18 protein-coding genes and 1 tRNA gene are annotated in these 24,379 nt (G+C 73.5%); 6 read left to right on the top strand and 13 right to left on the bottom strand.

Annotation, left to right across the window (positions count from 1 at the left end; genetic code table 11):
• Window positions 1-11: 11 nt before the first annotated feature.
• The gene (locus FM076_RS18750; protein WP_173872173.1) at window positions 12-2,339 is read right to left on the bottom strand and encodes a SpoIIE family protein phosphatase; all 2,328 of its coding nucleotides are present in this window, start codon (window positions 2,337-2,339) and stop codon (window positions 12-14) included.
• 55 nt (window positions 2,340-2,394) lie between these two features.
• Window positions 2,395-2,652, bottom strand: a complete 258-nt coding sequence (locus FM076_RS18745; RefSeq protein ID WP_173872172.1) for a hypothetical protein — start codon at window positions 2,650-2,652, stop codon at window positions 2,395-2,397.
• 109 nt (window positions 2,653-2,761) lie between these two features.
• On the opposite strand from FM076_RS18745, the gene FM076_RS18740 reads away from it, so the two are divergent.
• From FM076_RS18740 to FM076_RS18730, 3 genes are all read left to right on the top strand, one after another.
• Window positions 2,762-3,562, top strand: a complete 801-nt coding sequence (locus FM076_RS18740) for a helix-turn-helix domain-containing protein (RefSeq protein ID WP_173872171.1) — start codon at window positions 2,762-2,764, stop codon at window positions 3,560-3,562.
• The gene (locus tag FM076_RS18735) at window positions 3,555-3,773 is read left to right on the top strand and encodes a DUF397 domain-containing protein (RefSeq protein ID WP_173872170.1); all 219 of its coding nucleotides are present in this window, start codon (window positions 3,555-3,557) and stop codon (window positions 3,771-3,773) included. The genes FM076_RS18740 and FM076_RS18735 overlap by 8 nt, the downstream gene beginning before the upstream one ends.
• A 381-nt stretch (window positions 3,774-4,154) precedes the next feature.
• The gene (locus FM076_RS18730) at window positions 4,155-4,376 is read left to right on the top strand and encodes an SseB family protein (RefSeq protein WP_243274565.1); all 222 of its coding nucleotides are present in this window, start codon (window positions 4,155-4,157) and stop codon (window positions 4,374-4,376) included.
• A 52-nt stretch (window positions 4,377-4,428) separates the two neighbouring features.
• Here the strand turns inward: FM076_RS18730 and FM076_RS34685 are convergent, their stop codons facing one another.
• From FM076_RS34685 to FM076_RS18715, 4 genes are all read right to left on the bottom strand, one after another.
• Window positions 4,429-4,560, bottom strand: a complete 132-nt coding sequence (locus tag FM076_RS34685) for a hypothetical protein (RefSeq protein WP_274598814.1) — start codon at window positions 4,558-4,560, stop codon at window positions 4,429-4,431.
• A 327-nt stretch (window positions 4,561-4,887) separates the two neighbouring features.
• Complete coding sequence (locus FM076_RS18725) at window positions 4,888-5,625, bottom strand: response regulator (protein WP_345945093.1); 738 nt, start codon at window positions 5,623-5,625, stop codon at window positions 4,888-4,890.
• On the bottom strand, window positions 5,622-7,334 hold the full coding sequence (locus FM076_RS18720) for a sensor histidine kinase (protein WP_173872168.1): 1,713 nt from the start codon (window positions 7,332-7,334) through the stop codon (window positions 5,622-5,624). Before FM076_RS18720 ends, FM076_RS18725 begins: the two co-directional genes overlap by 4 nt.
• Window positions 7,335-7,643: 309 nt before the next feature.
• On the bottom strand, window positions 7,644-9,200 hold the full coding sequence (locus tag FM076_RS18715; RefSeq protein ID WP_173872167.1) for a CitMHS family transporter: 1,557 nt from the start codon (window positions 9,198-9,200) through the stop codon (window positions 7,644-7,646).
• Window positions 9,201-9,599: 399 nt separating this feature from the next.
• Here FM076_RS18715 and FM076_RS18710 point away from each other — a divergent pair, with 399 nt between their 5' ends.
• The 3 genes from FM076_RS18710 to FM076_RS18700 all read left to right on the top strand — a co-directional run bounded on the left by FM076_RS18710 (window position 9,600) and on the right by FM076_RS18700 (window position 11,992).
• Window positions 9,600-10,268 (top strand): dienelactone hydrolase family protein, encoded by a 669-nt coding sequence (locus FM076_RS18710; protein ID WP_173872166.1) that lies wholly within the window; start codon window positions 9,600-9,602, stop codon window positions 10,266-10,268.
• 306 nt (window positions 10,269-10,574) lie between these two features.
• Window positions 10,575-11,246, top strand: a complete 672-nt coding sequence (locus tag FM076_RS18705; protein WP_173872165.1) for a phosphoribosyltransferase — start codon at window positions 10,575-10,577, stop codon at window positions 11,244-11,246.
• A gap of 233 nt (window positions 11,247-11,479) precedes the next feature.
• Entirely contained in the window at window positions 11,480-11,992 is a 513-nt protein-coding gene (locus tag FM076_RS18700; RefSeq protein WP_173872164.1) for a hypothetical protein, read from the top strand.
• A 381-nt stretch (window positions 11,993-12,373) separates the two neighbouring features.
• Here FM076_RS18700 and FM076_RS18695 read toward each other — a convergent pair whose 3' ends face one another.
• The 7 genes from FM076_RS18695 to tmk all read right to left on the bottom strand — a co-directional run bounded on the left by FM076_RS18695 (window position 12,374) and on the right by tmk (window position 24,252).
• The gene (locus FM076_RS18695; protein WP_173872163.1) at window positions 12,374-13,765 is read right to left on the bottom strand and encodes a hypothetical protein; all 1,392 of its coding nucleotides are present in this window, start codon (window positions 13,763-13,765) and stop codon (window positions 12,374-12,376) included.
• 52 nt (window positions 13,766-13,817) lie between these two features.
• Complete coding sequence (locus tag FM076_RS18690; protein ID WP_173874848.1) at window positions 13,818-14,204, bottom strand: 6-pyruvoyl trahydropterin synthase family protein; 387 nt, start codon at window positions 14,202-14,204, stop codon at window positions 13,818-13,820.
• Window positions 14,205-14,263: 59 nt separating this feature from the next.
• Window positions 14,264-16,948 (bottom strand): AAA family ATPase, encoded by a 2,685-nt coding sequence (locus FM076_RS18685; protein WP_173872162.1) that lies wholly within the window; start codon window positions 16,946-16,948, stop codon window positions 14,264-14,266.
• A gap of 264 nt (window positions 16,949-17,212) precedes the next feature.
• Window positions 17,213-17,289: transfer RNA gene (locus FM076_RS18680), tRNA-Thr, on the bottom strand.
• Window positions 17,290-17,368: 79 nt separating this feature from the next.
• A complete protein-coding gene (locus tag FM076_RS18675; protein ID WP_173872161.1) occupies window positions 17,369-18,985 on the bottom strand; it encodes an alpha/beta hydrolase in 1,617 nt (538 codons plus the stop codon).
• 84 nt (window positions 18,986-19,069) lie between these two features.
• Window positions 19,070-20,296, bottom strand: a complete 1,227-nt coding sequence (locus FM076_RS18670) for a DNA polymerase III subunit delta' (RefSeq protein WP_173872160.1) — start codon at window positions 20,294-20,296, stop codon at window positions 19,070-19,072.
• 386 nt (window positions 20,297-20,682) lie between these two features.
• Window positions 20,683-24,252, bottom strand: coding sequence for a dTMP kinase (tmk, locus tag FM076_RS18665; RefSeq protein WP_173874847.1), 3,570 nt, complete (start codon window positions 24,250-24,252; stop codon window positions 20,683-20,685).
• Window positions 24,253-24,379 lie beyond the last annotated feature (127 nt).

Below are 24,379 nucleotides of genomic sequence, written 5' to 3'. Positions count from 1 at the left end.
GGGGCGCGCGGTCACCCCCGGACACCGGCGCCCGGCGGCGGTACGTCACCGCCACCCGGCGGCGGCCGTCGTGTCGTGTACGGCAAGGAGACCAGCTCCAGCGCGGTCGTCGCGGGCGCGCCCTCGGGGACGTAGACCGTCAGCGTCCGCGCGTGGGCAGCGCTCTGGGCCCGCAACCGGTGCAGCACCGTCACCCCCGCTCCGGCCAGACGCCGTACGCCGGTCAGGTCGACGGTGACCGACCGCGTGCCGTTGCGGCTGGCGCGGCGCAGGCCCGCGTCGAAGCGGTCGGCGGTGGTGGCGTCCACCGTGCCGCTGACCCGCACCCACCCCGGCGCGTCCGGCCGCTCCTCGACGGTGAGCCCGCCGTCCCCGCACACGCCGACTCGCCGACGGCGCCCGGAGGGAACCCGGCCGACCGGCCGCCGCACCCGCCGCCGCAGGGTCACCGTCGTGCCGCCGGGATCGGGGTGGCCGCGCTCGATGCGCAGGTCGTCGCTGAACATGCCCGCCATGGCCAGCCCGTGGCCCCGGTCCGTCCCGCCGCGCGGCTCCCGCCACCGGCCCCGGTCGGAGACGGACACCTCGGCACAGCCGTCGTCGGTGATCCGCGCCCGCAGCGTCACCTCGGGCGGCCCGGCCCCGGCGCCCTCGCCACCCCCGCCGCCTCCACCACTCCTGTCGCCTTCACCGCCTCCGTGGCCTCCCTTGCCTCCGCCGTGGCCTCCGTCGCCTTCGCCGTGGCGGCCGCGTCCGGCACCTCGACCGCTTTCGTCCCCTTCATCGTGTTCGCCGCCTTCTCCCTCTCCCCCGCGATCGCCGTCCTCCCCGTAGCCGTGCTTCCCGTAGCCATGCTCCGCGTAGCCGTGCTCGACCGCGTTGGTGAGCAGCTCTCCCACCGCGTGCTGGAGGGCGCTCTCGTCCTGGGGACGCACTCCCAGGCGCACCAGCCACTGCCCCAGTTCGAGGCCCGCGGCCCGGATGCCCGCCCGTTCGGCGGGCAGGACCACCTCCAGGCCGGGTACCGGCGGGGTGCGCTGGGCGGCCAGCAGGGTGACGTCGTCGGCGTGCCCGGTCGTACGGGTCAGCTGCTCGACGCTGCGCCCCACGACCCGTTCGGGCACATCAAGTGCCCCCTCATACACCCCGTCCCGCAGGCCCGCACAGGCCCCCAGCGACTCCCCCACCGCCGTCGCGAGTTCGGCGGTGCCCTGCGCGGGCGTCACACCGGGGCGGGCCACGAGGCCGTCGCTGTAGAGCACCAGTACCTCGCCCTCCGCGAGGGTGCCCTCGCCCGCGAGCCCGGTGGAGTCGGCCGCGCCGGTGCCGAGGGGGCCGTGCGGGGCGGCGGGGCGCAGAGTGCGGGCCGTGCCGTCCGCGGCGACCCGCAGCGGTGGCGGGTGTCCGGCGGTGGCGTGGGTGAAGTGACCGGTCACGGGATCGACGACCACGACACAGGCGGTCGCCGCCCGCGCCCCGCGCGCCTGGGCGGCGTACCGGCTCGCCGCACGCAGCACCTCCGCCGCCCCCGCACCGTCCCGCAGCCGCTCCCGCACGACCGTCCGCAACTGCCCCATCACCACGGACGCCACCGGCCCGTACGAGCCGGCGTCACCGACCACCAGGCCCACCGCCCCGCCCGGCAACGGCACCGCGTCGAACCAGTCCCCGCACCAACCGCCCGGTGACGCCCCACTGCCACCCTTGCCGCAGGCGCGCTCCCCACCGCCCGCCTCGCCGGCGCCCACCTCGCCGGCGACGACGGCTTCCGGCCCGTCCGCCGCCGCACTCCCCGGCACGGACCGTGCCGCCGTACGCAGCCTGGGCAGGACGGGCAGGTCGGCCGGCAGCAGCGCCTGCCGGAGAGAGTCCAGTTCCTCGGCGGCGCGCGCCCGTTCGCACTCCGCCTCGGCCAACCGCGCCCGCGCGGCCTCCCGTTCGCGTACGCGCGCGGTGGCGTCGACCCACAGGAGCGCGTGCCCCGTCACCGCGCCGTCGGGCGCCCTGCGCGGGGTGGCGGTGAGGTCGAAGAACGGTCCGCCGGGTCCCGCCGGCCACTCGTACCCCTCCTGCGGGGCCCCGGTGGCCGCGGCCCGGTCGAGGAGGTGGCGCAGCCGCTGCCCCAGCACCCCGCAGAACAGCTCACCGAGCGGGCGCCCCACCCAGTACGGTGCGCCGGAACCCGTGGAGCGGCCCAGCGCGTCGACCGCCACCACCCGGTGCTCCGGCCCCTCCACCCCGATCAGCCGGGCCGGCATCCCGTCGAAGACGTCCCGCACCGTCTCGGCGTCCCCGACCGCTCGTCGTCGCTCTTCCCCGTCGTCAGGACTGCGTGACATCCGCCTTTCACCAACAAACCACGACCGCTTCTGCTCGATGGGCCACTCTAGGGGCTCAGCGGTGCGCGCGGCTCCGGGCGATACGGTGCACATCCCGCAGCGCCTCCAGGAGCCGTGCGGCGACGTAGCGCAACTGGACGCTGGTGACCTTGCGGTCCGCGAGCATGCCCTCGGCGTAACCGATCAGCTCCCGCGCCATGTCCAACTGGACACTCTCCACCTCGTCCGCCAGCCGCGACACCGGCCCGCTTCCGTCCCCCTCGACGAAACAGGGCTTCCCTCCGGACGACTCCCATGGCAGCAACCGCGCCATCTCGCGCCTCCCTTCGCTGTGTAGTGATTCCCTCACACAGTGAGACGGCGATGGCTACGCTGACGAGGGGGATCGGGGTGACAGAGCACTCGTCGCGAAGGAGCTGACGATGAGTAGTGCCTATGGGCAGTGGTTGCGCGCGCGTCGCGAGGCAGCCGGGATGACACAGCAGGAGTTGGCGGACGCCGCCTTCATGACACGGTCGCACGTCGCACACATCGAGGCCGGACGCCGGATTCCTTCGGAGGACGACGCACGACGGCTGGACGCTGCGCTGGGCACGGGGGATGTTCTCACCAGTTTCCGGCCCCGCAAGGAGGAAGACGCCACCCTCGCCGACTATTTCGAGCCCGCACGGCACCTGGAACAGCAAGCCACGATGATCCGGGAGTTCGCGCTGACCTTCGTCCCCGGCATCCTCCAGACGGAGCGGTACGCCCGCGCGGTGCTCAGCATGACGTTCCCTCCCAAGAGGGAGGAAGAGTGTGACAGACACGTTGTCACGAGGCTGGAGCGATCGAAGATTCTCAGCGATCCCACCAACCCGGTTGTATGGGCGCTTCTGGACGAGATGGTGCTCCGCCGCCCGGTCGGTGGTCCGGACGTCATGACCGAGCAGCTCACGCACATCGCTGACCTGGTCGATCGCGGGCGAGTGCGTGTCCATGTCCTGCCGTTCGCTCTGGGCGGCCATCCCCTTATGCAGGGCATGCTGAGCCTGATGTGGTTCGAAGACCAACCGCCGGTCGCCTACTCGGAAGGCATCTCCATCGGCAAGGTGCACGATTCGCCTGACATGGTCCAGCAATTGCAGAGCCGCTACGATCTCGCGTTGAGCGATGCGCTGCCGTTGAGGGAATCGCTCGCACTGTTGAGGGCGGCCGCAAAGGACTACAGACACCATGACTAGCTGCACCATCCCGAACGCGTCCGCCCTGGTCGGCTGGCGCAAGTCCTCCTACAGTGGCAACGAATCCGGCAGCTGCCTCGAAGTCGCGGACGGGCACCGCACCACCGTCCCCGTCCGCGACAGCAAGAACCCGCAGGGGCCGGCCCTGGTGTTCCGTTCCACTGCCTGGTCGGCGTTCATCTCGGCGCTCAGCAACGGCCACCTCCCCTGACCCCCCTCCCCCACCCCTTCCGCATACCCACCGGTCGGTATCCGCAACAAGCACCCCCTCAACGAGGTTGCCCGGCGATGAAGTCGCGCCGGGGCAGCGCTTCACCCCTCGCGTCACACCCTCGCGTCACCCCCTCACGCCACAGATCTGTCGCAGCCAGGTGCCAGCTCGGCACTGCGTTCGCAGGGTGTCGGGACGGCTGTGCGACCATCTTGCGGGAGTTCGCCTGCTGTCGAATGCGGGCGGAATGGGGGACAACTCGTGTCATTGCGCGATCTCGTGCGCGCGGAGGCAGTCGCGCGGATGTCTCCGGCGGACCGCCTGGCCCGGCTCCGTACGGCTCGGTTGTACTTCCAGCGTCCCAAGGAGCCGGGTTTCCTGGTGTCCGAGACGGAGGGCGGCCCCGTGGTGCCGGTCTTCACTTCCTGGGAGCGGCTGGGGCTGTTCGCCGGGGCATGCGACTGGGCCTCGACCACAGCCGAGGACCTGGTGGAGCTGCTACCCGAGGGAGTGCGGGCACTGGTGGACCCGCTGGGACCCGCACCGGGGCCGTTCCTGCTCGACGCGGGCTCCTTCGAGGGCGCGGAGGAGGGCACGCGGTGAGCGGTGGCGACAAGGACGCGGGCAGCGGCGACGGTCCCAAGCCGGGTGACGGTTACACCATCGAGATTTTTTCCGTCCGCAGGATCCTCGGCCCCCTGGAGAAGTCCGTGGCGGCGGCTCGCACGATCAAGGACGACTGGGAGCCGTTGGCGGAGGGCACCCAGAACGCAACTGCCTTCGACATCGAGAGCGTCCACCAAGGACATGCTGTCCAAGTGGGGGTTCGGCGTGGGGCGGGTGGCCGAGCACACGGACACCCTCGTGGAGGCCCTGCGACAGGTCATCGCCGCGTACATGCCGGCCGACCTGCTGCGCACCAAGGACTTCGCGCCCGCGGAGGGCAACATCGCCAAGCTGCCGTTCGGGGAGCACGCGTTGCGCGAGTGGAAGGCGGGGTCCCGGCCGAAGTCCGACCCGCGAACTGGTCTCTGCGCGAACACGGAGTCGAGGTCGGCTTCCCCGCCACGGAAGCCTGACAGACCCGGCGGGCACTCCCTGCCGCTCCGGCCGGTCAGGAAGCCGGGCCGGTCCAGTAGTAGAGATGGACCGGGCGGCCGGTCTCGCCGTGGCGGAGGCGGCGGCGGACCAGGCCGGCGCCTTCCAGAAGTTTGAGGTAGCGCTGCGCGGTCTGGCGGCTGAGGCCACAGCGGGCGGCGACCTCCTGGGCGGAGAGGGCTGACCGCGCGGAGCACAGCACTTCCCGCACCAGGTCGGCGGTGAGAACGGAGTGACCCTTGGGGAGGGTTTCGGCGGCGGGAGGCGCGGCCGCGGCGCCGAAGATGCGGTCCACTGTCTCCTGGGTGGCCCCGGCGACAGGCGCGCGGGCCAGCGTGTGGCGGAGCGCCGCGTAGCCGTCGAGTTTGCCGCGCAGGTGGGCGAAGGTGAAGGGCTTCACGATGTACTGGAGGGCACCGTGGCGCTGGGCGGCGCGCACGGTGGCGGTGTCGCGTGCGGCCGTCACCATGATGACCTCGGCCTCGACACCGTGGCCGCGCAGCCGCTTGAGGAGGGAGAGCCCGGACTCGTCGGGCAGGTAGTGGTCGAGCAGCACCAGATCGACGGGGTGCGTACGCAGGAAGAGCAGCGCGTCCGCGGCGGTGCGGGCCGTGCCGGCCACCCGGAAGCCGGGCACCTTGGTCACGTAGGCCGCGTTGATGCGGGCCACATTGGGGTCGTCGTCCACGACGAGGACCTCGATGGGCAGGCCCGCGGGCACGTCGAAGGCTGTGTCGGTGGGTGCATCGCTCACCAGTTCGCCTCCTTGCCGGTCAGGTCCTCCGCCCCGCTCGGGCCTCCCGGCCCGGCCAAGCCCCCCACGACGGCCGCGTCGGCCGGCTCGCCCAGCGCTTCCGGCAGAACGACACGGAACTCGGCGCCGCTCCAGTGTGCGGCGGTGCCCAGCCGGACGGAGCCGCCCACGCGTTCCGCGAACCGCCGTACCAGAGCCAGACCGAGACCGTGGTGGCCGACGCCGGGGCTCCCGTCCGCCGCGTCCGACCGCTTCGTGGACCAGCCCTCCTCGAAGACCAGTTCCCGCCGTTCCGGGGGCACCCCGGGGCCCGAGTCGCGGACCAGCAGCACGACCGTACGGCCCTCGGCGCGCAGCGCGACCTCGACGGCGGGGTCCGTGCCGCCGGCCGCCGCGTCCAGGGCGTTGTCCACGAGGTTGCCGACGACCGTGACCAGGCCGCCCGGGTCCACCAGCCGGTCCGGGAGCCGGGAGTCGGGCGCGATCCGCAGGGCCACGCCCCGCTCGGCGGCCACCGCCGCCTTGCCGACGAGCAGCGCCGCCAGCAGTGGGTCCCCGACCCGCTCGGTGACCTCTTCCGCCGTCGCCCGGCGCACCCCGAGCGTGTCGGTGACGAACCGCGCGGCCTCGTCGTACAGCTCCAGCTCCAGCAGACCGAGAAGGGTGTGGAGGCGGTTGGCGTGCTCGTGGTCCTGGGCGCGGAGCGCGTCGAGGAGGCCACGGGTGCCCTCCAGTTCCCGGCCCAGCCGCTCCAGCTCCGTGCGGTCGCGCAGGGTGGCGACGGCCCCGCCGTCCGCGGTGGGCATGCGGTTGGCGACCAGGACCCGGCTCCCGCTGACGGTCACCAGGTCGCGGCCGCTCACCCGTCCCGCCAGCACGTCGGCGGTGCGGCCCGCGCCGCCGAGCGCCTCGGTCACCGGGCGGCCGATCGCGTCGGGGCCGAGGCCGAGCAGCCGCTGTGCCTCGTCGTTGACGAGGCGGACCCGCCCCGCGGCGTCCAGCGCCACGACGCCCTCGGCCAGTCCGTGCAGCATCGCCTCCCGCTCGGCCAGCAGCGCCGAGATGTCGGAGAAGGCCAGGGCGTGGGTGCGGCGGCGCAGCCAGCGGGCCAGTGCGTACGCGGCCACGGCACCGGCCGCCAGCGCGCCGCCCGCGTGGGTCAGCAGCCCGGGGACGGCGGCCAGCAGGCCGTCGCGGACGTTCGCGTAGTCGATGCCGACGGAGACCGCGCCGACGACCCGGCCGTCCGCGTCCCGCAGCGGCGCCTTGCCGCGGGCGGAGCGGCCGAGCGTGCCCTCGTCGATCTGCGTCACCTCCCGGCCCTCCAGCACCTCGCGCGGGTCGGTGGAGACATGGCGGCCGACCTGGGACGGGGACGGGTGGGACCAGCGGATGCCGCGCCGGTCCAGGAGGACGACGTACTCGGCCCCGGTGGCCCGGCGAACGCGTTCCGCCTCGGCCTGGAGGGGCCCGTGCGGGGAGGGTCGCCGCGCACCGGGACGGGACGCGGCGGCCAGTTCCTCGGCGAGACCGGGGCGGGCGGCGGTGGTCTGGGCGATGGCGAGGGCGCGGCGCATGGCCTGGCGGTCGAGCTGGTCGCTGAGCGGAGCCAGGAACAGTCCGCTGACCAGCGCCGTCACCCCGACGACGAGGGCCAGCTGCACGGTCAGTACGTGGGAGAAGACGCGGCGGGGCGGCCGGATGCGCAAGGCCCGTCTCCCTTCTCTCCGGATCTCTCCGTATCCGGATCTCTCCGTGTCCGAATCTCTCCGTGTCCGAATCTCTCCGTACGCCGGGCAGCGTTCGCCGTCGGTCGGACAGGTCGGCTGGAATCACCTGTTCCGGTTACGTGCTGCCAGGAAGAGTAGAGGACTTCTGTCCGGACGAGACCCCGCGGAATCCCGGCCGAAGGCCCGGGACGGGATCCCGGCCGAAGACCCGGACGGGATCCCGGATCCCGTATCCCGGACCGAGGTCCGGGACGGAAGCCGGACGAAGGCCGCGGACGCGGGGGCCGCCTACAGGATTCCGAACAGCAGGCCCGCCCCGAGCACCGCCAGCGAGGTGAGTACCGCCCACTTGATCGTGAACCTCGTGTGCTCGCCGAACTCGACCTTCGCCATTCCGACCAGGACGTAGACGGCGGGCACGAGCGGACTGGACATGTGCAGCGGCTGGCCGACGAGCGACGCGCGGGCTATCTCCAACGAACTGACCCCGTGCGCGGCACCGGCCTCGGAGAGGATCGGCACGATGCCGAAGTAGAAGCCGTCGTTCGACATCAGGTACGTGAACGGAATGCTGAGCAGGCCCGTGACCAGCGCCATGTGCGGCCCCAGTGCGTCGGGGACCGCGTTCACCACGGTGCGGGCCATCTCCTCGACCATGCCCGTGCCGGTGAGCACACCCGTGAAGACGGCCGCCGCGAAGACCATGCCCGAGACGTTGAGGACGTTCTCGGCGTGCGCGGCGATCCGGGCCTTCTGGTCGGCCATGTCCCGGAAGTTCACCGTCAGCGCGATCGCCGCGCCCAGCAGGAACAGCACGGGGATCGGCAGCAGCTGGGCGATCAGCAGGACGAGGAGGGCGACGGTGAGTGCGGCGTTGAACCAGTACAGCTTGGGGCGCAGGGTCGCGCGGTGGGGGTCCAGGACGGCGGACTCGGAGACCCCGGCGGGCCCGCCCGCAGCATCACCGGTGGGGGCGCCCATGGCGTCACCGGTACCCATGGCGTCACCGGTACCGATGCCGGAGCCGGAGCCGATGCCGGAGCCGGTGCCGCGCTTGGGGAGCTTGCGGAGGGAGAGGCGGCCCTTCCCGCCGCCACCCGCGCCGACCAGCACGGTCTCCTTCACCGTCGCCGCCCGGGCGTCCGTCTCCGCCCCGACGTCCGTCACCGTCCCCGGCCCCGCCTCCGCCTCGGTGTCCGCCCCGGTCGCGGCGTCCCCGGCGAGCGACAGGGCACCGAGGCGACGGCGCTCCCGCAGGCCCAGGGCGTAGGCGAGGGCGAGGACGCACAGCATGCCGACCGCGAGCGCGGGGATCATCGGGACGAAGATGTCGCCCGCGTCGAGCTTCAGCGCCGTCGCGGCGCGCGCGGTCGGACCGCCCCAGGGGAGAGTGTTCATGACACCATTGGCGGTGGCGGCGACACCCGTCATCACGACCACGCTCATCCCCAGCCGCCGGTACAGCGGCAGCAGCGCGGAGACGGTGATCATGAACGTCGTCGAGCCGTCGCCGTCCAGCGAGACGATGGCGGCCAGTACGGCCGTACCGACGACGATCCGCATCGGGTCGGCCTTGCAGAACCGCAGGATGCCCCGGACGATCGGGTCGAAGAGGCCCACGTCGATCATCACGCCGAAGTAGATGATCGCGAACATCAGCATCGCGGCCGTGGGCGCGAGGTCGCCGATCCCGTCGAGCACATAGGTGCCCAGGTCGGCGCCCTGACCGACCAGGACGCAGAACAGCGCGGGAATGAGCACGAGCGCGGCGATGGGGGACATCTTCTTGGTCATGATCAGCACGAGAAACGCGGCGATCATGACAAAGCCGAGGATCGTCAGCATGGAAACCCAATCTCTCGCCCGCCGCGACGCGGCGGGACCCGCCCCGGAGGCCGGAGACGACGGCCCCCTCGCGGCGGACCGGTGCCCGGCGACGGAGGCGACGGAAGCGACACGGCATGCGACGGCCCCGTGGCCGGGGCCCCGATGCCCTGCGGTCGCCCGACCGTAAGCAGCGGCCCACCCCCGTCACAAGACCGTCATCCACGAGCAATATGAGCGAAACCCCAGCTCAAGGTGGGTGTGGCAGGGAGCTGGGGGTACGCCGGCGCGCGGCACGGGCGCGGTGCGGGGCCGGTACGGGTCAGCGGCGCCGGTGCTGGTTGGGCCGCCCCGCACGGGGGCACCCGAGGGGCGGCGCGAACGGAACGGAAGTGCCGAGGTGCACGGAAGTGATCAAGCATGGCTGCGGAAACCACACAACCCGTGCGGATCGAGGCGGACGGCTCGACGTTCCTCACCGGTGACCTGACGGTGCCGGACCGGGCGAACGCCACCGTGCTCTTCGCCCACGGCAGCGGCAGCTCGCGGTTCAGCCCGCGCAACCGCGCGGTCGCCGCGGCACTGCGCCAGGAGGGCCTGGCCACGCTGCTGATCGACCTGCTGACGGAGGACGAGGAGCAGGTGGACACGGCGACCGCCCAGCACCGTTTCGACATTCCCCTGCTCGGCCGCCGCCTGGTCGCGGCGATCGACGCTCTGGGAGAGCACGAGACGACCGCCGGGCGCCCGGTCGGCCTCTTCGGGGCGAGCACCGGGGCGGCGGCGGCGCTGACGGCCGCCGCCGAACGGCCCGACAGCGTCTACGCCGTGGTCTCCCGGGGCGGCCGTCCCGACCTGGCAGGCGACGCGCTGCCGGACGTCCTGGCACCGGTGCTGCTGGTGGTCGGCGGCCACGACCACGAGGTGATACGGCTCAACGAGGCGGCGGCCGACCGGCTGCGGGCCCCGCACCGCCTCCACATCGTCCCGGGCGCCACGCACTTGTTCGAGGAGCCGGGAGCGCTGGAGGAGGTCGCACGGGAGGCCGCCGGCTGGTTCGCCCTGCCGCCCACGACGAACGGCGAATGACCCGGCGGGGATGCGTGGTGCGTGAAGTCCGCGCCCGGGTCTCCTCGTCGAGGCGTCATGGCCGAGGCGCCAAGGACGTGCGCGCACCCGGGCGTCGGCCCGGCGGCCCGGCCGCCCGGCCGCCGAGAATGCGCGGTTCCACGAGCCACGGCCTCACAACCGCCGCACTGACATACAGCCGCACGGCGGCACAGACCCACAGACCCACAGCTGCGCAGACAGACACACAGCCGCACAGACACACAGAGAGACAGAGAGACAGAGACACAGACACACAGCTTCAGACACTCCCAGGAGGAATCCCCGATGCGCTTCGCAGACCGCACCCAGGCGGGCCGCGAACTCGCCGCCTCGCTCGCCGAGATGCAGCGCGACGAACACCTGCCGGATCCCTTGGTCCTGGCCCTCCCCCGCGGAGGCGTACCCGTCGCGGTCGAGGTGGCCCGCGCGCTGCGTGCTCCGCTGGACGTCCTCGTCGCCCGCAAAATCGGACTGCCCGGCCGCCCCGAGTACGGGATCGGCGCCATCGCCGGCGAGGACCCGCCCGTGTGGGACCGTACCGCGCTCCACATGCTGGGCATGACCGAGGACCGGCTCTCCTCCACGGTGGCCCGCGAACGGACGGAACTCCACCGCCGCGAGGACCTCTACCGGGGAGGCCGGCCCGCGCCCCGCACCGAGGGCCGCGCCGTGATCGTCGTCGACGACGGCCTCGCCACCGGGGTCACGGCACGCGCCGCCCTGCGGCATCTGCGCCGCCAGGGGCCCGCCCGGTTGGTGCTGGCCGCGCCCGTCGGTGCGGGTGAGGCGGTCACTTCGCTCGGCCGGGAGGCCGACACCGTGCTCTGCCTCCACCAGCCGGAGGTGTTCGAGGCCGTCGGCCTCTGGTACCGGGACTTCCCCCAGACCACCGACGAGGAGGTCACGGCCGCGCTCGACGCCTTCGCTCGCAGCGGCGAACAGGCCCAGCGGACCTGAGCCCTTCCCTTCGGGGACGTCCCGCCGATCCCTTGGTGAGGTTCCGCCGATCCCCTGGGCCGTCCCGCCGTCGTGGCGGAAAAGGGACCACCGTGCCGCTGCGAGGTACGCCACAAGAGGCGGTCTCAGCCCCAAACGTCGCGGTTCGAGGGCGTATGGTCTGCGACTGGCCGCCCGTCGCGCTCGACGCGGGTGGCCGGTTCTGTGTCACCGCTCGAGAGGAGAACCGCACCATGCAGGCCGACAACGGTTCCGCTTCGCCGATCTACAACAGCCTCATCCAGGAGCACGGCGACGTACCCGCCGACGTCCGCCAGGCCGCGCAGGAGCTGCGTCAGGAAGCGGAACAGGCGCTGGACTTCTCCCCCGTGCACAGCCGGCACCCCGACACCGGAAGAGTCCCCGAGGCCGAGTCCGAACCGGAACCCGGGCCCGAGTCCCGGCCGGAGCCGGAACCGTCCTCGCGGCCCCAGCAGGCGGAGCACCCGCCGCAGTCACAGCCCCAGTCACGGCCTCAGCCCCAGTACCAGGCGTCGGCCCAGCCGCACATGGGACAGCCCCAGCAGCCTCAGCAGCCCGCGCCGCACCAGGCACCGCAGAGCCCCCAGCCCCTGCACACGCAGAACGCACAGCACGACCAGAGCACACAGCAGACACAGCAGCCCCAGCAGTCACAGCAGGCGCAGGCCGCACAGCAGGCACAGCATGCGGTCGCGGAGTCGGAACCGGGCGAGCAGCAGCCCTAGAGCCAGGCGGCCGGCCAGCGGCCAGTCCCTCACCGTCAGCCCCTCACCAACGCACAACAACCAACAACGGCAACCGGCAACCGGCAACCGGCAACCGGCAACCGACGAACGGCAACCGGGTGGCGGTCCGCACCCGGTGCAGCGCCTCGGCGGGCACCGGCGGCGGTGATGGCGAAGGCGAAAGTGAAGGTGAAGGATGACGGCGACGGTGACGGCACAAAGGCGTGGGCGTGGCCCGCAGTGGCACCGGACCGGGACGAAGCGGCACCGGGGGCTGTGTCCCCAACCCGCCGGTGCCTACGCGAGGCGAGCTCTGCCCCGCGCATTGAGGTGCGTAACCACCCAGAGGTCCGATCAAACGTCCCGTCTTCCTCAGTCGGGTCAGAAACCTCCGCCACCACCGAAGTCACCGCCGCCGCCGAAGCCGCCACCGCCGTCCCCGAAGCCGCCGCCACCGCCGAAGTCGCGGGAGTCGAAGTCACCGCCGGAGTAGTCACCGCCCGAGAAGTCGCCGCCCGCGTCGCCGTAACCGTCGGCGCCGTAGGCGTACGGCCCGAACAGGCTGCCGCCGAGGAGGGTGCCCATCAGCATGCCGGGCAGCAGGCCGCCGCCGAAGTAGCCGGCGGCCCAGGGGGCGTAGACGGGGCCGGCGTCCCAGTACGGGCGCGTTCCGCGCGGGGTGCCGACCTGGCGGGCGAGGGGCTCGTCGCCGTCGGCCAGGCGGGTCGCGTCGGCGGCGCACACCGGAACGGTGCGCTCGCCGCCGCCGTCCGGCGGCGTCCAGGCGACGTTCTCGACCGAGGGGCCGTGCCGTGGGTCGAAGAAGCACGGGGGCCTGCGCTCGGGCAGCGGCTCGCCCTTCAGCCGTGCGTCCAGCGTGGCGAGGGCGAAGCGCCCCCGCTCCAGGGCCTCGCTGACGCGCCGTACGTCGTCAGGACGGCGTGCCCGGTCCATGGCCGACTTGGCCTCTTCGTACGCGTCGAGGGCGCGCGCGTAGTCGTCCCGCGCCTCCTGACTCGCCCCCCCGCCGCCACCCGGGGACGAGGGGTCGAACCCGATACGGCTCAGTTCCTCGCCGAACGCGGTGATGTCCTCGTCCACCACCGGACGCAGCTGCTCCAGTCCGGCCCGCTCCCGCCGCTCCCGCTGGAGGCGGCCACGCCGCCGGACCAGGAGGGCGCCGGTCACGGCCAGCAGCAGGAGGACACCCAGCGTGGCGACGGCGCCCACACCGCCGCCGGTGCGGCTGTCCTGCGCGCCTGAGCCGTCCCAGGACGACGGCGCGCCGCCGTCCGCCTGCCGCACGGCCTGGCCGACGAAGGCGGTCACCATCGCCCGGGGATCGCCCTGGTGCCCGCGCTGCGCCGCATCCGCCAGGTGCCGGACGGCGTCGTGCGACATGACCTGGCTGTCCGCCGCCGCGTCGAACCGGTCACCGAGCACGACCGCGTACACCCCGGTGACACCGGTCTCGGTCCGCAGGTCCCGCAGCAGCGTGCGGCGGTCGAACTCCCCGGAGGCGGGCAGTACGGCGACGAAGACGGGCTTGTCCGCCCGTTCGATCTTGTCCGCCAGCGCACGGGCGTCCGCCCGGGGCAGCACATCCCGCGCCCGCGGGTCCACGTAGACGGGCCCGTCCCGCAGCGCCCGCCCCGCGTCGTCCACCCCGCCGGCCGCACCCAGCGCCGGCCCGGCCCCGAGGCCCAGCACCAACGCGGCCACCACCGCGACGACCAGGGGAACCAGCCGGAAGACACGCCGTACGGTCTCCATACGAATAAAACTAGCGCAAAACGGTCATCCTCGACTCCGCGGAGACCACCCCTCACCCCACCGGCGCGGAACCGCCCTGGGCAGCTCGGTAGATCGCCCAGGTCCTGGGCGTCTCGGAGACCCACACGGCCACCAGCTCCGGATAGGTTCCCGCCCACTCCTGGTGGATCCACCACGCGAGGTGCTCAGCCGAGGGCGACAGCTCCATGACCTCGTTGAGGTGACGGTGGTCGAGGGTCTCGTCGACCCATTTCCTGAACGCGTCGAGATCCCCGTAATCGCGGACGAACCCCGCGTCCGTCAGCGCCTCCGGGGCGGCGCACAGCTCCATGACGACGACGTAGTTGTGACCGTGCGGGCGAGCACACTTGTGCCAGGAGGGCAGCTTGTCGAGCACGTGGCTCGCCGAGAAGTGGAACTCCTTGGTGATGGTCAGCATCCCGGCAGCGCCCAGCCTCGGGTCCGCGAGCGGCGTTCCGTTCCCGTCGGGCACGAGGATCACTCACTCTCCAGGTCGCCGAGCGCGATGGCCCGGTTGAGCGGGACGTCTTCGAGGAAACCGCGACGCAGTTCCGCGTCCTCGAGACTGTCGGCCTTCTGGGCCACCTTGGCACGAGCCCGCTCCAGAAGGTCCCCCGCCTCCCCGCCGGCTCCCGCGGCACGCAGGGCGCGAGCGGCGTGGAAGAGCACTTCCTCACTGCGGAGCGCGGGCATGTCCCCTGTCCGGGTCAGGAGACCGACGGCCTGGCGGGCGTTCTCCTCGGCCGCCCGCACGTCCCCCTGCCGGAGCCGGACCTGACCGTTCAGGCACAGCGCGGCGATCTCACTGCGGACCATACCGGTACGGCGCGTCTCCGCGACGGTGTCGGCGGCGAGGCGATGGGCGGCCTCCAGGACCCGGGGGTTGCCGTCGGCGGTGTCGAGCAGGACCTGGGCATAGAGGTTGCGGACGATCGGTACGAGGTTGATCAGCCAGGTGCGCTCGGTCTCCAGCCATCCCTCCTCGATCAGCGTCAGACACTCGCCACGCCGCCGCGGGTCCCGGGCCAGGTAGTGGGCGAGCAGCGCGGAGTTGTAGGCGTGCCATCCGCTGTCGCCGCCGCGTTCGGCCTCGATCCGGAGTGCTTCCCGCAGTACGTCCTCGGCCTCGTCGAACCGGCCGAGACCGCCGCGCACCTGCGCCAGGTAGTTGAGCGCGATGGGGAGTTCGGCGTTCAGCACCTCGCCGCGAAGACGATCGGTGCAGCGCACCAGCCGTGCCAGGGCCTGCCCGAGCCGGCCGTGATCGAACAGGGTGATGCCCAGTTGCATCTCGTTGAGGTTGCGCGCGTGCTGGAGGACCGGGTCGCCGCCCCCGCCCAGCCGGGGCTCGGCGGCGTACAGCTCCTCCGCCTGCCGCAGTTGCTCCAGCCCGTCGGCGAGGCTGCGTTTGGAGGCCTGACGGCCGTACTCGACCTTCGCGACGAACAGCGCGACCGGGTCCTCCTGCTCCTCGGCGATCCTCATGGCGTCACGGAGCTTCTCCAGCCCCGGAACGAGACCCCGGGTCGCCATCAGCGTCTTACCGCGCAACAGGGTCGTCCTGGCCACCAGTTCCAGGGAACCGCTGCGCGACGCCGCCCGCTCGGCCTCCGCCGCCAGAGTGTCGATGTACGGACCGCCACCGGACTCGGACTCGCCACGCCACCGCACCTCGGTCAGGGAGAGCAGCAGCTCGATGGCCTCCGCCAGCTGTCTGTCCCGCCCCGGCTCCCCTTCCGAGAGGGCGCGGGCGGCATGGATGGCCTTCTCGCAGTGGCGCTCCGCCTCCGCGAACGACAGTCCCTCGATGGCGGCCGAACGGGCCAGGGCGTAATGCGCGGCTGCCGTCTCGGCCAGGCACTGGGGGCCGCCCTTCTCGTAGTGCCGGGCGATCTCCAAGCGGCGCTCCAGCGAATTCGCCGTGCCCCCGCCGCCCTCGGCCAGCGCCCGGGCGATCCGCGTGTGCCGGGTCCGGCACTGCTGTTCGCTCTGCTGCCGGTACAGCACGTCCCACAGGGCCTGGTGCTGGAAAACGTAACAGTCCGAGGCGTCGTAGCGGGCCCAGTCCGGGGGCGCGGCCCGGTTGATCAGCTTGTGGGTACGGGACAGCCGTCGCAGCCGCTCCATGACCTCGTCATGGGGCATCTCGGCCGCGGCCGCCACCACACCGGACAGGAACGTTGCCCCCTGCGTGGCAGCGGTGACCAGGAGCCGCTGATCCTCGGGGGACAGGCTCCGCATCCGGTCCTCCACGACCCGGGAGAGACTCTCCGGGAGCGCGATGTCGGCGCCGTGTTCGGGCCGCCACTCCTCCAGACACAGCTGAACGAAGACGGGGTGCCCGGCGGTCAGCCGGCTGAGGCTGACCGGGAGGGTCGGCGGCGCGTCCGGATGGCGGTGCCGGACGAGTTCGGCGACGGCGTCATCGGGGAGGCCGCTCAGCGCGTGCGAGCGGATCAACCCCTCGCTCTCCCAACGCCGCAGCAGTTCCTCCACACCGTCCGCCGCGTTCTCCGGCGTCTGACCGACCGCATGGCTGAGCACGACGGAGAGCGGGGAGCCGGGCAGCTCACGCAGCAACCGGTCGAGGACGAGCAGGCTGCTCTGGTCGATGTTCTGGACGTCGTCGATCACCAGGACGACGGGCGGCCCCGAACCCGCCAGCTCCAGCAGCGCGTTCACGATCTGGGTCGCGACCCCCTGCTGGAACGGCAGCAGCGAGTCGAACGGCATGGACCCCGAGCCGAGCGCGGCCTTGGTCGCCTCGCTCCCTATCGTCAGCACCGCACCGAGCCCCGGCACCAGGGCCGACAACAGCTCGGGCAGCGAGCGCACCGTGCCGCGTCCGGCCCCGCCAAGGAAACGCCGCAGCCGGCCCGGCTGCTCCGCCTGCGCGTCCAGCTTCATGAGGATGTCGATGACCGGCCCGTACCAGAGTCCCGGCCCGATGCCCGGATGGCAGTGCGCGGTGACGACCCGGCATGCTCCCGCCCCCGACCGGGCCTGCGACGTACGGCGGCAGAACTCGCCGAGCAGCGAGGTCTTGCCCATCCCGGAGACACCTTCGACGAGCAGTGCGCTGCCCCGGCCCTCGACCAGCGCCGCCACCAGGGAACAAAGCTCCTCCATGGACTCGTCCCGGTCCACAAACACAGTCTGCACGCCAGTCCCCGTCGGTTCGCTCGATGTTGCTCTGGGCGGGCGGCCGCACCGTCCCTCACTGTGGGCACACAGTCGACCACAAGAGAACGTAGTCCACCGGACAGCCAGGAAGAAAGGCCACCCGGCACCAACCCCCTGACGCCGCCGGGACGGTGGGGCGGAACCGGCCGGTGTGCGTCCCACGCGTATCCCTCGGAGCACGGCTGCGAGGGTCGGAGAAACCACAGAACCCCGGGTCAGAATCCATCTGACCCGGGGTCCCGGTGGAGCCGCCTAAGGGAATCGAACCCTTGACCTACGCATTACGAGTGCGTCGCTCTGGCCGACTGAGCTAAGGCGGCGGGTGCGTGCGACCAGTGTGGGGGCCGCTGCGGCGACAAGTCTACAGGGTTTGCGGGGGTGCTCCGGACGGGGGTGGGGTCACCGGCAGGTGGTGCCGTCCTTGGGGGGCTTGCCCTGGACGAGGTAGCCGCTGACGGCCCGGTCGACGCAGTCGCTGCCGCGCAGGTACGCGGTGTGACCGTCGCCCTTGTAGGTCAGCAGGCGGCCCGAGGACAGCTGGCCGGCCAGGCCCTGTGCCCAGCGGTAGGGGGTGGCCGGGTCGCGGGTGGTGCCGACGACCAGGATCGGGTCGGCGCCCTTCGCGGCGATGCGGTGCGGCTCGCCCGTGGGGTCCACCGGCCACGAGGCGCAGTTCAGCGCGGCCCACGCGAAGCCCCGGCCGAAGACGGGGCTGGCCTTCTCGAAGGAGGGCACGGCCTCGCGGGCCTCGGCCTCGTCGTCGAAGGCCGGGGGCGCGTCGAGACAGTTCACGGCCGGGTTGGCGAACATGGTGTTGCTGTAGGAGCCGTCCGGCCCGCGCTCGTAGTAGTCGTCGGACAGCTCCAGCAGCGGCGTGCCGTCGCCCTTCCTGCCCGCCGCCAGCGCCTGGCGCAGGGCGGGCCAGGAGCCCTCGTCGTACATGGCCCGGATCACGCCCGTGGTGGCCAGGGACTCGGTGAGGGTGCGCGAGGAGTCGGTCTTGAGGGGCTCGCGGTCCACCTTCGCGAAGAAGGCGTTCAGCCGCCTGCCCGCCTCGCGCACGCTGCCGGTGCCCAGAGGGCAGTCCGACTGACCGACGCAGTCGCGCGCGAACGCCTTGAACGCCGTCTCGAAGCCCGCCGTCTGCTCCCGGTTGACGCGGCGCGCGTCCAGCGAGGGGTCCATGGCGCCGTCCAGGACGAGGCGGCCGGAGCGGTGCGGGAACAGTCCCGCGTAGGTGGCGCCCAGGTAGGTGCCGTAGGAGGCGCCCACGTAGTTGAGCTTCTTGTCGCCGAGCGCGGCGCGCAGCACGTCCATGTCGCGGGCCGCCTCGGCCGTGGAGACATGACCGAGCAGCTTGCCGGACCGCTTCCGGCAGCCCTCGGCGAACCGCCCGTACGCGGCGGAGAGGGCGCCGGCCTCCTTCTTGTCGTCCGGCGTCTGGTCCACACGCGTGTAGGCGTCCATCTGCCGGTCGCCCAGACACTCGACGGGCTCGCTGCGGCCGACACCGCGCGGGTCCATGCCGACGAGCGAGTAGTGCTCGCGCACCCGCGGCGGATAGGCGAGGGCCGCCTGCTGCTGCAGGTACGCGATCGCCGAGCCGCCGGGGCCGCCCGGGTTGACGTGCAGCGAGCCGCCCTCGGGCCTGCCCTGCCCGGCCTGCGGCTTCGTACGGGCGAGGGCCAGCTTCACGTTGTGCGCCGTGTCCCGGGGGCCCTTCCCCGGCTTGCCGTAGTCCAGCGGGACCCGCAGCGTCGCGCACTCGAAGCCCTCCATGCCGCAGGAGCGCCACGAGAGCTTCTGGTCGTAGTACGGGCGCAGAGCGGCCGGCGTCCGCTCGGACAGCGGCTGGAGCGGCGGGGCGTCCGCGCCGGCCTGCGTGCCGCCCTTCGAGGAGTCGCCGCTCGGCTTCCCGGACCCGTCACCGCCCGAACAGCCGGCGAGCAGCAGTGCCGCGGCGGCGAGGACCGCCGCGCCCGCGCGACGGGCGCGGCGAGCGTGTGTCTGACTCATCGGGCATCCCTCCACCGGCGGCACGTGCTGGGGAGCGTACCCACTGCGGCGCCCGCCCGTCGTCCGCCGCCCCGGCCTGGCGCGTCAGCCCGCGCGCAGTGCCATCGTCATCGCCTCCACCGCCAGCAGCGGGGCCACATTGCGGTCCAGCGCCCGCCGGCACTCCAGCACCGCCTCGATACGGCGCAGCGTCTGCTCGGGCCGCGAGGTCGCGGCCAGCTGGGCGATCGGCGCGGACGACTCGTCGTGCGAGAGCGCCACGGCGGAGCCGAGCTGGCGGGCCAGCACATCGCGGTAGAAGGCCGTCAGGTCCGAGAGCGCCAGATCGAGGGAGTCGCGCTGGGTACGCGTGGAGCGGCGCTTCTGCCTGTCCTCCAGCTCCTTCATCGCACCCGCCGTGCCGCGCGGCAGCCGCTTGCCCTCCGCGGCGCCGAGCGCGGCACGCAGCTCCTCCGTCTCCTTGGCGTCGAACTCCTCCGCGACCTGCTTGGCGTCCTCCGTGGCCGCGTCGATCAGCTCCTGCGCGGCCCGGAGCGCCCCGCCCACGTCGTCCACCCGGGTCGGCAGCTTCAGCACCGCCTGACGGCGGGCCCGCGCCCGCTCGTCCGTCGCCAGCCGCAGCGCCCGGTCGATGTGGCCCTGGGTGGCGCGCGCGGCGAACACCGCCATCCGCGGCTCGATGCCGTCCCGCCGCATCAGCAGGTCCGCCACGGCGTCCACCGGCGGCGTCCGCAGCGCCAGGTGGCGGCAGCGGGAGCGGATCGTCGGCAGGACGTCCTCCGTGGAGGGCGCGCACAGCAGCCAGACCGTACGCGGAGCGGGCTCCTCCACCGCCTTGAGCAGCACGTTCCCCGCGCCCTCGGTGAGGCGGTCGGCGTCCTCCAGCACGATCACCTGCCAGCGCCCGCCCGCCGGGGACATCTGGGCCTCCCGCACCAGCGCGCGGGTCTCCTTCACACCGATGGTGAGCAGATCGGTACGGACCACCGTCACATCGGCGTGGGTGCCGACCATCGTCGTATGGCAGCCCTCGCAGAAGCCGCAGCCCGGACTGCCGCCCAGCGCGCGGTCGGGGCTCACGCACTGGAGCGCCGCGGCGAAAGCGCGGGCCGCCTTGTCGCGCCCCGCGCCGGGGGGGCCGGTGAAGAGCCAGGCGTGGGTCATCGCCGAGCCGGAGAGGACGGCCGAGCCCCCGGCGTTCCCGGCCTCGCCCCCGGCCTCCGCGGTGATGTACGCGTCAGCGTCGTGCGCCGCAGCCTGGAGCTGCCGCATTGCTCTGTCCTGGCCCACCAGGTCGTCCCACACCGCCATGGACCCATTGTCGGGGATGGGGGTGACAGACCGACGCCGCCGGCTGAGGGCCGGTAGCCGGCGGAAGACAGCCGCCGCGTCGCCCCGGCGGTCCCGGTGAGCCCGGCACGGGGATGCGGACGACCCCCGGCGATCCCGGCAAGGGGGACGGCGTGCGAACGACCCCGGCGATCCCGGCACGGAGACGGCGCGCGACCCCCGGCAACCCCAGCACGAAGACGGCGCCCCCGGGGGGACGCGCCCGTCGGCGTTCGGACGGTCCCGGCGGACGTGCCGCGTCGGTGCCGGCGAACGGTGCCGAACGGCCGGGGGGTCCCAAGGGACGCTGCCCTTGGGACCCCCCGGCCGTCGTGCCGCCTGACCGGTCCGCCCGGTCAGCGCGCCCCTCAGCCCCGTCGGCGGCGCCGGCCGTCCTCCTCGTCCGGCTCCTCCTCGTGCGGGCCCAGCAGCTCGTCGGCGAGGGAGGGGGCCGTCTCGTCGCCGTCCTCGCCGTCCTCGGGCTCCGCCCAGGAAGGGCGGGGGCGGGAGGCGTCCGGGGCGACCTGGGGGAGTTCGCGGGTGCGCTCCTCTTCCCCCTCCTCGGAAACGCGGGGCAGAACCGTCGTCTCGTCCTCGTCGGCCGGGATCCTCGGCAGGACGGTCGTCTCGTCCTCGGCCGGGGAGACCTGCGGCAGCACCGTGGTCTCTTCCTCCGCGGAGACGCCTTCGGGGCGGGGCAGCTGGGTGGTGTCCTCCACGTCCGGCGACGGGGCCGGCACCTGCGGGATCTGGGCGGTGTCCGCCTCGGAGCCGTCGGGCTCGGCGGCGTCCTCGGCCGCCTCGGCCAACTCGGCCGCGGCAGCCGCGTCGGCCGCCGCACCACCGGCCACCGGCTCGCCCTGCCCGGTCCCCGGGACCTCCGGATTCTCCGGAACCTCCGCCGTACGAGCAGCGTCCCCGGCCCCCACGGTCCGACCGGCTTCCCCGTCCTCCGAGGTCCGAGCGGCTTCCCCGGTCTCCGCGGCTCCTGCGCTCGCCGCGGTCCCGGTCCCGGCGGCCTTCGCCGCCGCCGCGCCCTCGGCCCGCGCGGCCTTCTCCGCGGTCCCGGCGCGTTCGGCCGCCGCGGCCCGTTCGGCTGCTTCGGCCCGTTCCGCCTTCTCGGCCTCCGCGGCCGCCTTCGCCGCGGCCTCCGCCTCGGCCGCCCTGCGGGCCTCCTCGGCGCGCAGCAGGGCCTCCTCGGCCCTGCGCTGGCGCTCGCGGCGGCGCTCCTCCGCCTCGGCGCGGAGCCGCTTCTCCTCCTCGGCGCGCTTGCGCAGCCGCTCCTGCTCCTCCTCGTAGGCGCGCTGTTCGGCCTCCCGGCGCTTGCGCTCCTCCTCGGCGATACGGCGCGCCTCCTCGGCCTGCTTGCGGGCTTCCTCGGCGCGGCGGATCTCCTCGCGCTGGCGCTCCAGTTCGGCCTCGCGGCGCTTGCGCTCCTCCTCCTCGCGGCGCAGCTTCTCCAGCTGCTCCTTGCGTTCCCGCTCCTTGCGCTCCTCCTCGGCCTTGCGGCGGGCCTCTTCCTCCGCGCGTTTGCGGGCCTCCTCCTCGGCCCGCTTCCTGGCCTCCTCCTGGGCCTTCTTCTCGGCCTCGGAGAGCGGCAGCACCTGGTCGAGGCGGTGCCGGATGACGGTGGTGACGGCCTCCGGTTCCTGGCCGCCGTCGACGACCAGGTAGCGGGCCGGGTCGGCGGCGGCGAGGGTGAGGAAGCCGGAGCGTACGCGCTGGTGGAACTCGGTCGGCTCCGACTCCAGGCGGTCCGGTGCCTCGGTGAAGCGTTCGCGGGCCGTCTCGGGCGCCACGTCGAGCAGCACGGTCAGGTGCGGCACCAGCCCGTCGGTGGCCCAGCGGGAGATGCGGGCGACCTCCACCGGCGACAGGTCGCGGCCGGCGCCCTGGTAGGCGACGGAGGAGTCCACGTACCGGTCGGAGATGACTACCGCGCCGCGTTCCAGCGCCGGGCGGACGACCGTGTCGACGTGCTCGGCGCGGTCGGCGGCGTACAGCAGCGCCTCCGCGCGGTGCGAGAGCCCGGAGGAGGAGACGTCCAGCAGGATCGAGCGCAGCCGCTTGCCCACGGGCGTGGCGCCGGGCTCCTTGGTGACGACCACCTCGTGGCCCTTGGCCCTGATCCAGTCGGCCAGCGCCTCGACCTGGGTGGACTTGCCGGCGCCGTCCCCGCCCTCCAGGACGAGGAAGAAGCCGCCGTCCGCGGGCGCGTGGCGGGGCCGGCCGCCGCCGAACGCCTCCAGCAGGTCCCGGCGCAGGGGTACGCCCTGCCGGTCGTCGGTGCGTCCCAGCAGGACCGCGCCGACGGGCAGCAGCAGCGCCCCGACGAGCATCAGCGTGAACGAGGCACCGCCGTGGTCGAAGACGAAGGCGCCGTTCTCCACCCGGTGCGGGCCGATCAGCGCGGCCACCACGGGGGCGAGCACCGCGCAGACGGCGAGCGACAGGCGCACGACCGCCTGGAGGTGCTCGGTGGTCCGGGCCCGGCGCGGCTCCTCGGTCTCCTGGTCGAGCAGGGTGTGCAGGGTGTTGGCCGCGATGCCGCCGCCCACTCCGGCCAGCAGCGCCAGGGCGATGACGGTCGCGGTGTCGGCCACCAGTCCGGCGACGAGCAGCGCGATGCCCGTCGCCCCGGTCACCAGCGCGAGCAGCCGCCGCCGGGAGAGCGAGGGCAGCGTGTGCGGTGCCAGGCGGATACCGGCGACGGTGCCACCGGTCAGCATCAGTGTCAGCAGTCCGAAGGCGACGGGTCCGCCGCCCAGGTCGGCGGCGTGCATCGGGGCAAGCGCGACGGCCGCGGCGACGGCACCGCTGAGGGCGGCCCCCGCGAGGACCAGCAGCGGGACGGCGCCGGTGCGGCCCTTGTCGGTTCCGGCGCCCGCCCGGGGCCTGCGCAGGCCCTCCAGGGGGGAGCGCGGGCGCGGGGTGGGCGCGTCCGGCAGTTCGAGGAAGTAGCCGATGGCCGCCCCGGCGGCGAAGAGCCCGGCCGCCACGTAGGAGGCGAGCGCGGCCTGGTGGGAGCCGAACCAGTCGATCCCCACGCCGAGCAGGTTGCTGATCAGGGTGACGACGACGAGGCCGGCCGCGGCGAGCGGAAGCGCCACGAAGCCGGACCGCAGCCACAGCCGCCGCAGCGCGTCGTGCCGGTCGGGCAGCGGGCGGACGGCCGCGCCCTCGGGCGGCCCGGCGGGCAGCAGCGCGGGCGCCGCGCTGTCCCGCGTCACGGTCGAGATCCGCTCCGCGGTGCCCGTGACGAACACGGTGATCAGGAGCAGGGCGAACGCGCTGCCGGGCGTCCAGTCGATCCACAGCGGCGCCAGGATCAGGGCGGCGGCACGCAGCACGTCGGCGCCGAACAGCGTCCAGCGCCGGTCCAGCACCTTGGTACGCGCGCCGGTCCCCGGCTTGCCGCCCGGCTTCAGGCGCTGTGCGGCGTCCGCCTCGGCGGCGCCCTCTCCGGCGTTCTCCCCCGCGTGAGCGCCGGTGCCTTCGCCGGCGCCCTCCTGGGTCTCCGCGCCCGGCGTCAGGCCCGGGGCGGCTCCCGGCCGCGCACCGGAGAGGGCACCGGGTTCCGGGCCGGACTTCGCACCCGGCCTGGTGCCGGCGCCGCTGACCAGCGCGGAGACCGGGCCCAGCAGGACGGCGCCGAACAGCAGCGTGGCGAGCAGCCGCAGCCCGAAGACGACCGCGACGACGAACGCCATTCCGCGGTAGCCGCCGCCGAAGACCGGGTCCCCCGCGACGCCGCGTACGGCCGCCGCCTGCATCGCCAGCAACAACAGCACCAGCAGGCCCAGCATGTCGCCGATCCCACTGGTGAACTGCGCCGTCCACAGCCGCCTCAACGGCGGGAATCGCAACAGCGCGGTGACGGCGCCCTCGCGGGATTCCGCCGCGAGGGAATCGTCCGGAGCGGTTGGGGGCGAAGACATCATTCCGCCAGCGTATAGGGAGGGACGGGCCAACCGGACGCGTACCCGAACATCTGTATGGCCACCAGCGCCGCGGCCACCGCGCGGCGCCCCCGACGTACGTGTGAGGGAGCCGCCGGAACCTCAC

The organism is Streptomyces albus subsp. chlorinus, assembly GCF_013302895.1.
GTDB lineage: Bacteria > Actinomycetota > Actinomycetes > Streptomycetales > Streptomycetaceae > Streptomyces > Streptomyces chlorinus.
Note: the sequence above shows the minus strand (reverse complement) of the source record. Positions and strands in the feature narration are given on the sequence as shown.

Excerpts from the sequence above, each read along its gene's own strand:
- FM076_RS18750 (WP_173872173.1), bottom strand. The coding sequence starts at position 2,339 with ATGTCACGCAGTCCTGACGACGGGGAAGAGCGACGACGAGCGGTCGGG.
- FM076_RS18705 (WP_173872165.1), top strand. The coding sequence starts at position 10,575 with ATGCGCTTCGCAGACCGCACCCAGGCGGGCCGCGAACTCGCCGCCTCG.
- FM076_RS18735 (WP_173872170.1), top strand. The coding sequence starts at position 3,555 with ATGACTAGCTGCACCATCCCGAACGCGTCCGCCCTGGTCGGCTGGCGC.
- FM076_RS18675 (WP_173872161.1), bottom strand. The coding sequence starts at position 18,985 with ATGAGTCAGACACACGCTCGCCGCGCCCGTCGCGCGGGCGCGGCGGTC.
- FM076_RS18700 (WP_173872164.1), top strand. The coding sequence starts at position 11,480 with ATGCAGGCCGACAACGGTTCCGCTTCGCCGATCTACAACAGCCTCATC.
- FM076_RS18690 (WP_173874848.1), bottom strand. The coding sequence starts at position 14,204 with ATGCTGACCATCACCAAGGAGTTCCACTTCTCGGCGAGCCACGTGCTC.
- FM076_RS18710 (WP_173872166.1), top strand. The coding sequence starts at position 9,600 with ATGGCTGCGGAAACCACACAACCCGTGCGGATCGAGGCGGACGGCTCG.
- FM076_RS18740 (WP_173872171.1), top strand. The coding sequence starts at position 2,762 with ATGAGTAGTGCCTATGGGCAGTGGTTGCGCGCGCGTCGCGAGGCAGCC.
- FM076_RS18745 (WP_173872172.1), bottom strand. The coding sequence starts at position 2,652 with ATGGCGCGGTTGCTGCCATGGGAGTCGTCCGGAGGGAAGCCCTGTTTC.
- tmk (WP_173874847.1), bottom strand. The coding sequence starts at position 24,252 with ATGTCTTCGCCCCCAACCGCTCCGGACGATTCCCTCGCGGCGGAATCC.
- FM076_RS18670 (WP_173872160.1), bottom strand. The coding sequence starts at position 20,296 with ATGGCGGTGTGGGACGACCTGGTGGGCCAGGACAGAGCAATGCGGCAG.
- FM076_RS18695 (WP_173872163.1), bottom strand. The coding sequence starts at position 13,765 with ATGGAGACCGTACGGCGTGTCTTCCGGCTGGTTCCCCTGGTCGTCGCG.
- FM076_RS18715 (WP_173872167.1), bottom strand. The coding sequence starts at position 9,200 with ATGCTGACGATCCTCGGCTTTGTCATGATCGCCGCGTTTCTCGTGCTG.
- FM076_RS34685 (WP_274598814.1), bottom strand. The coding sequence starts at position 4,560 with ATGTCGAAGGCAGTTGCGTTCTGGGTGCCCTCCGCCAACGGCTCCCAG.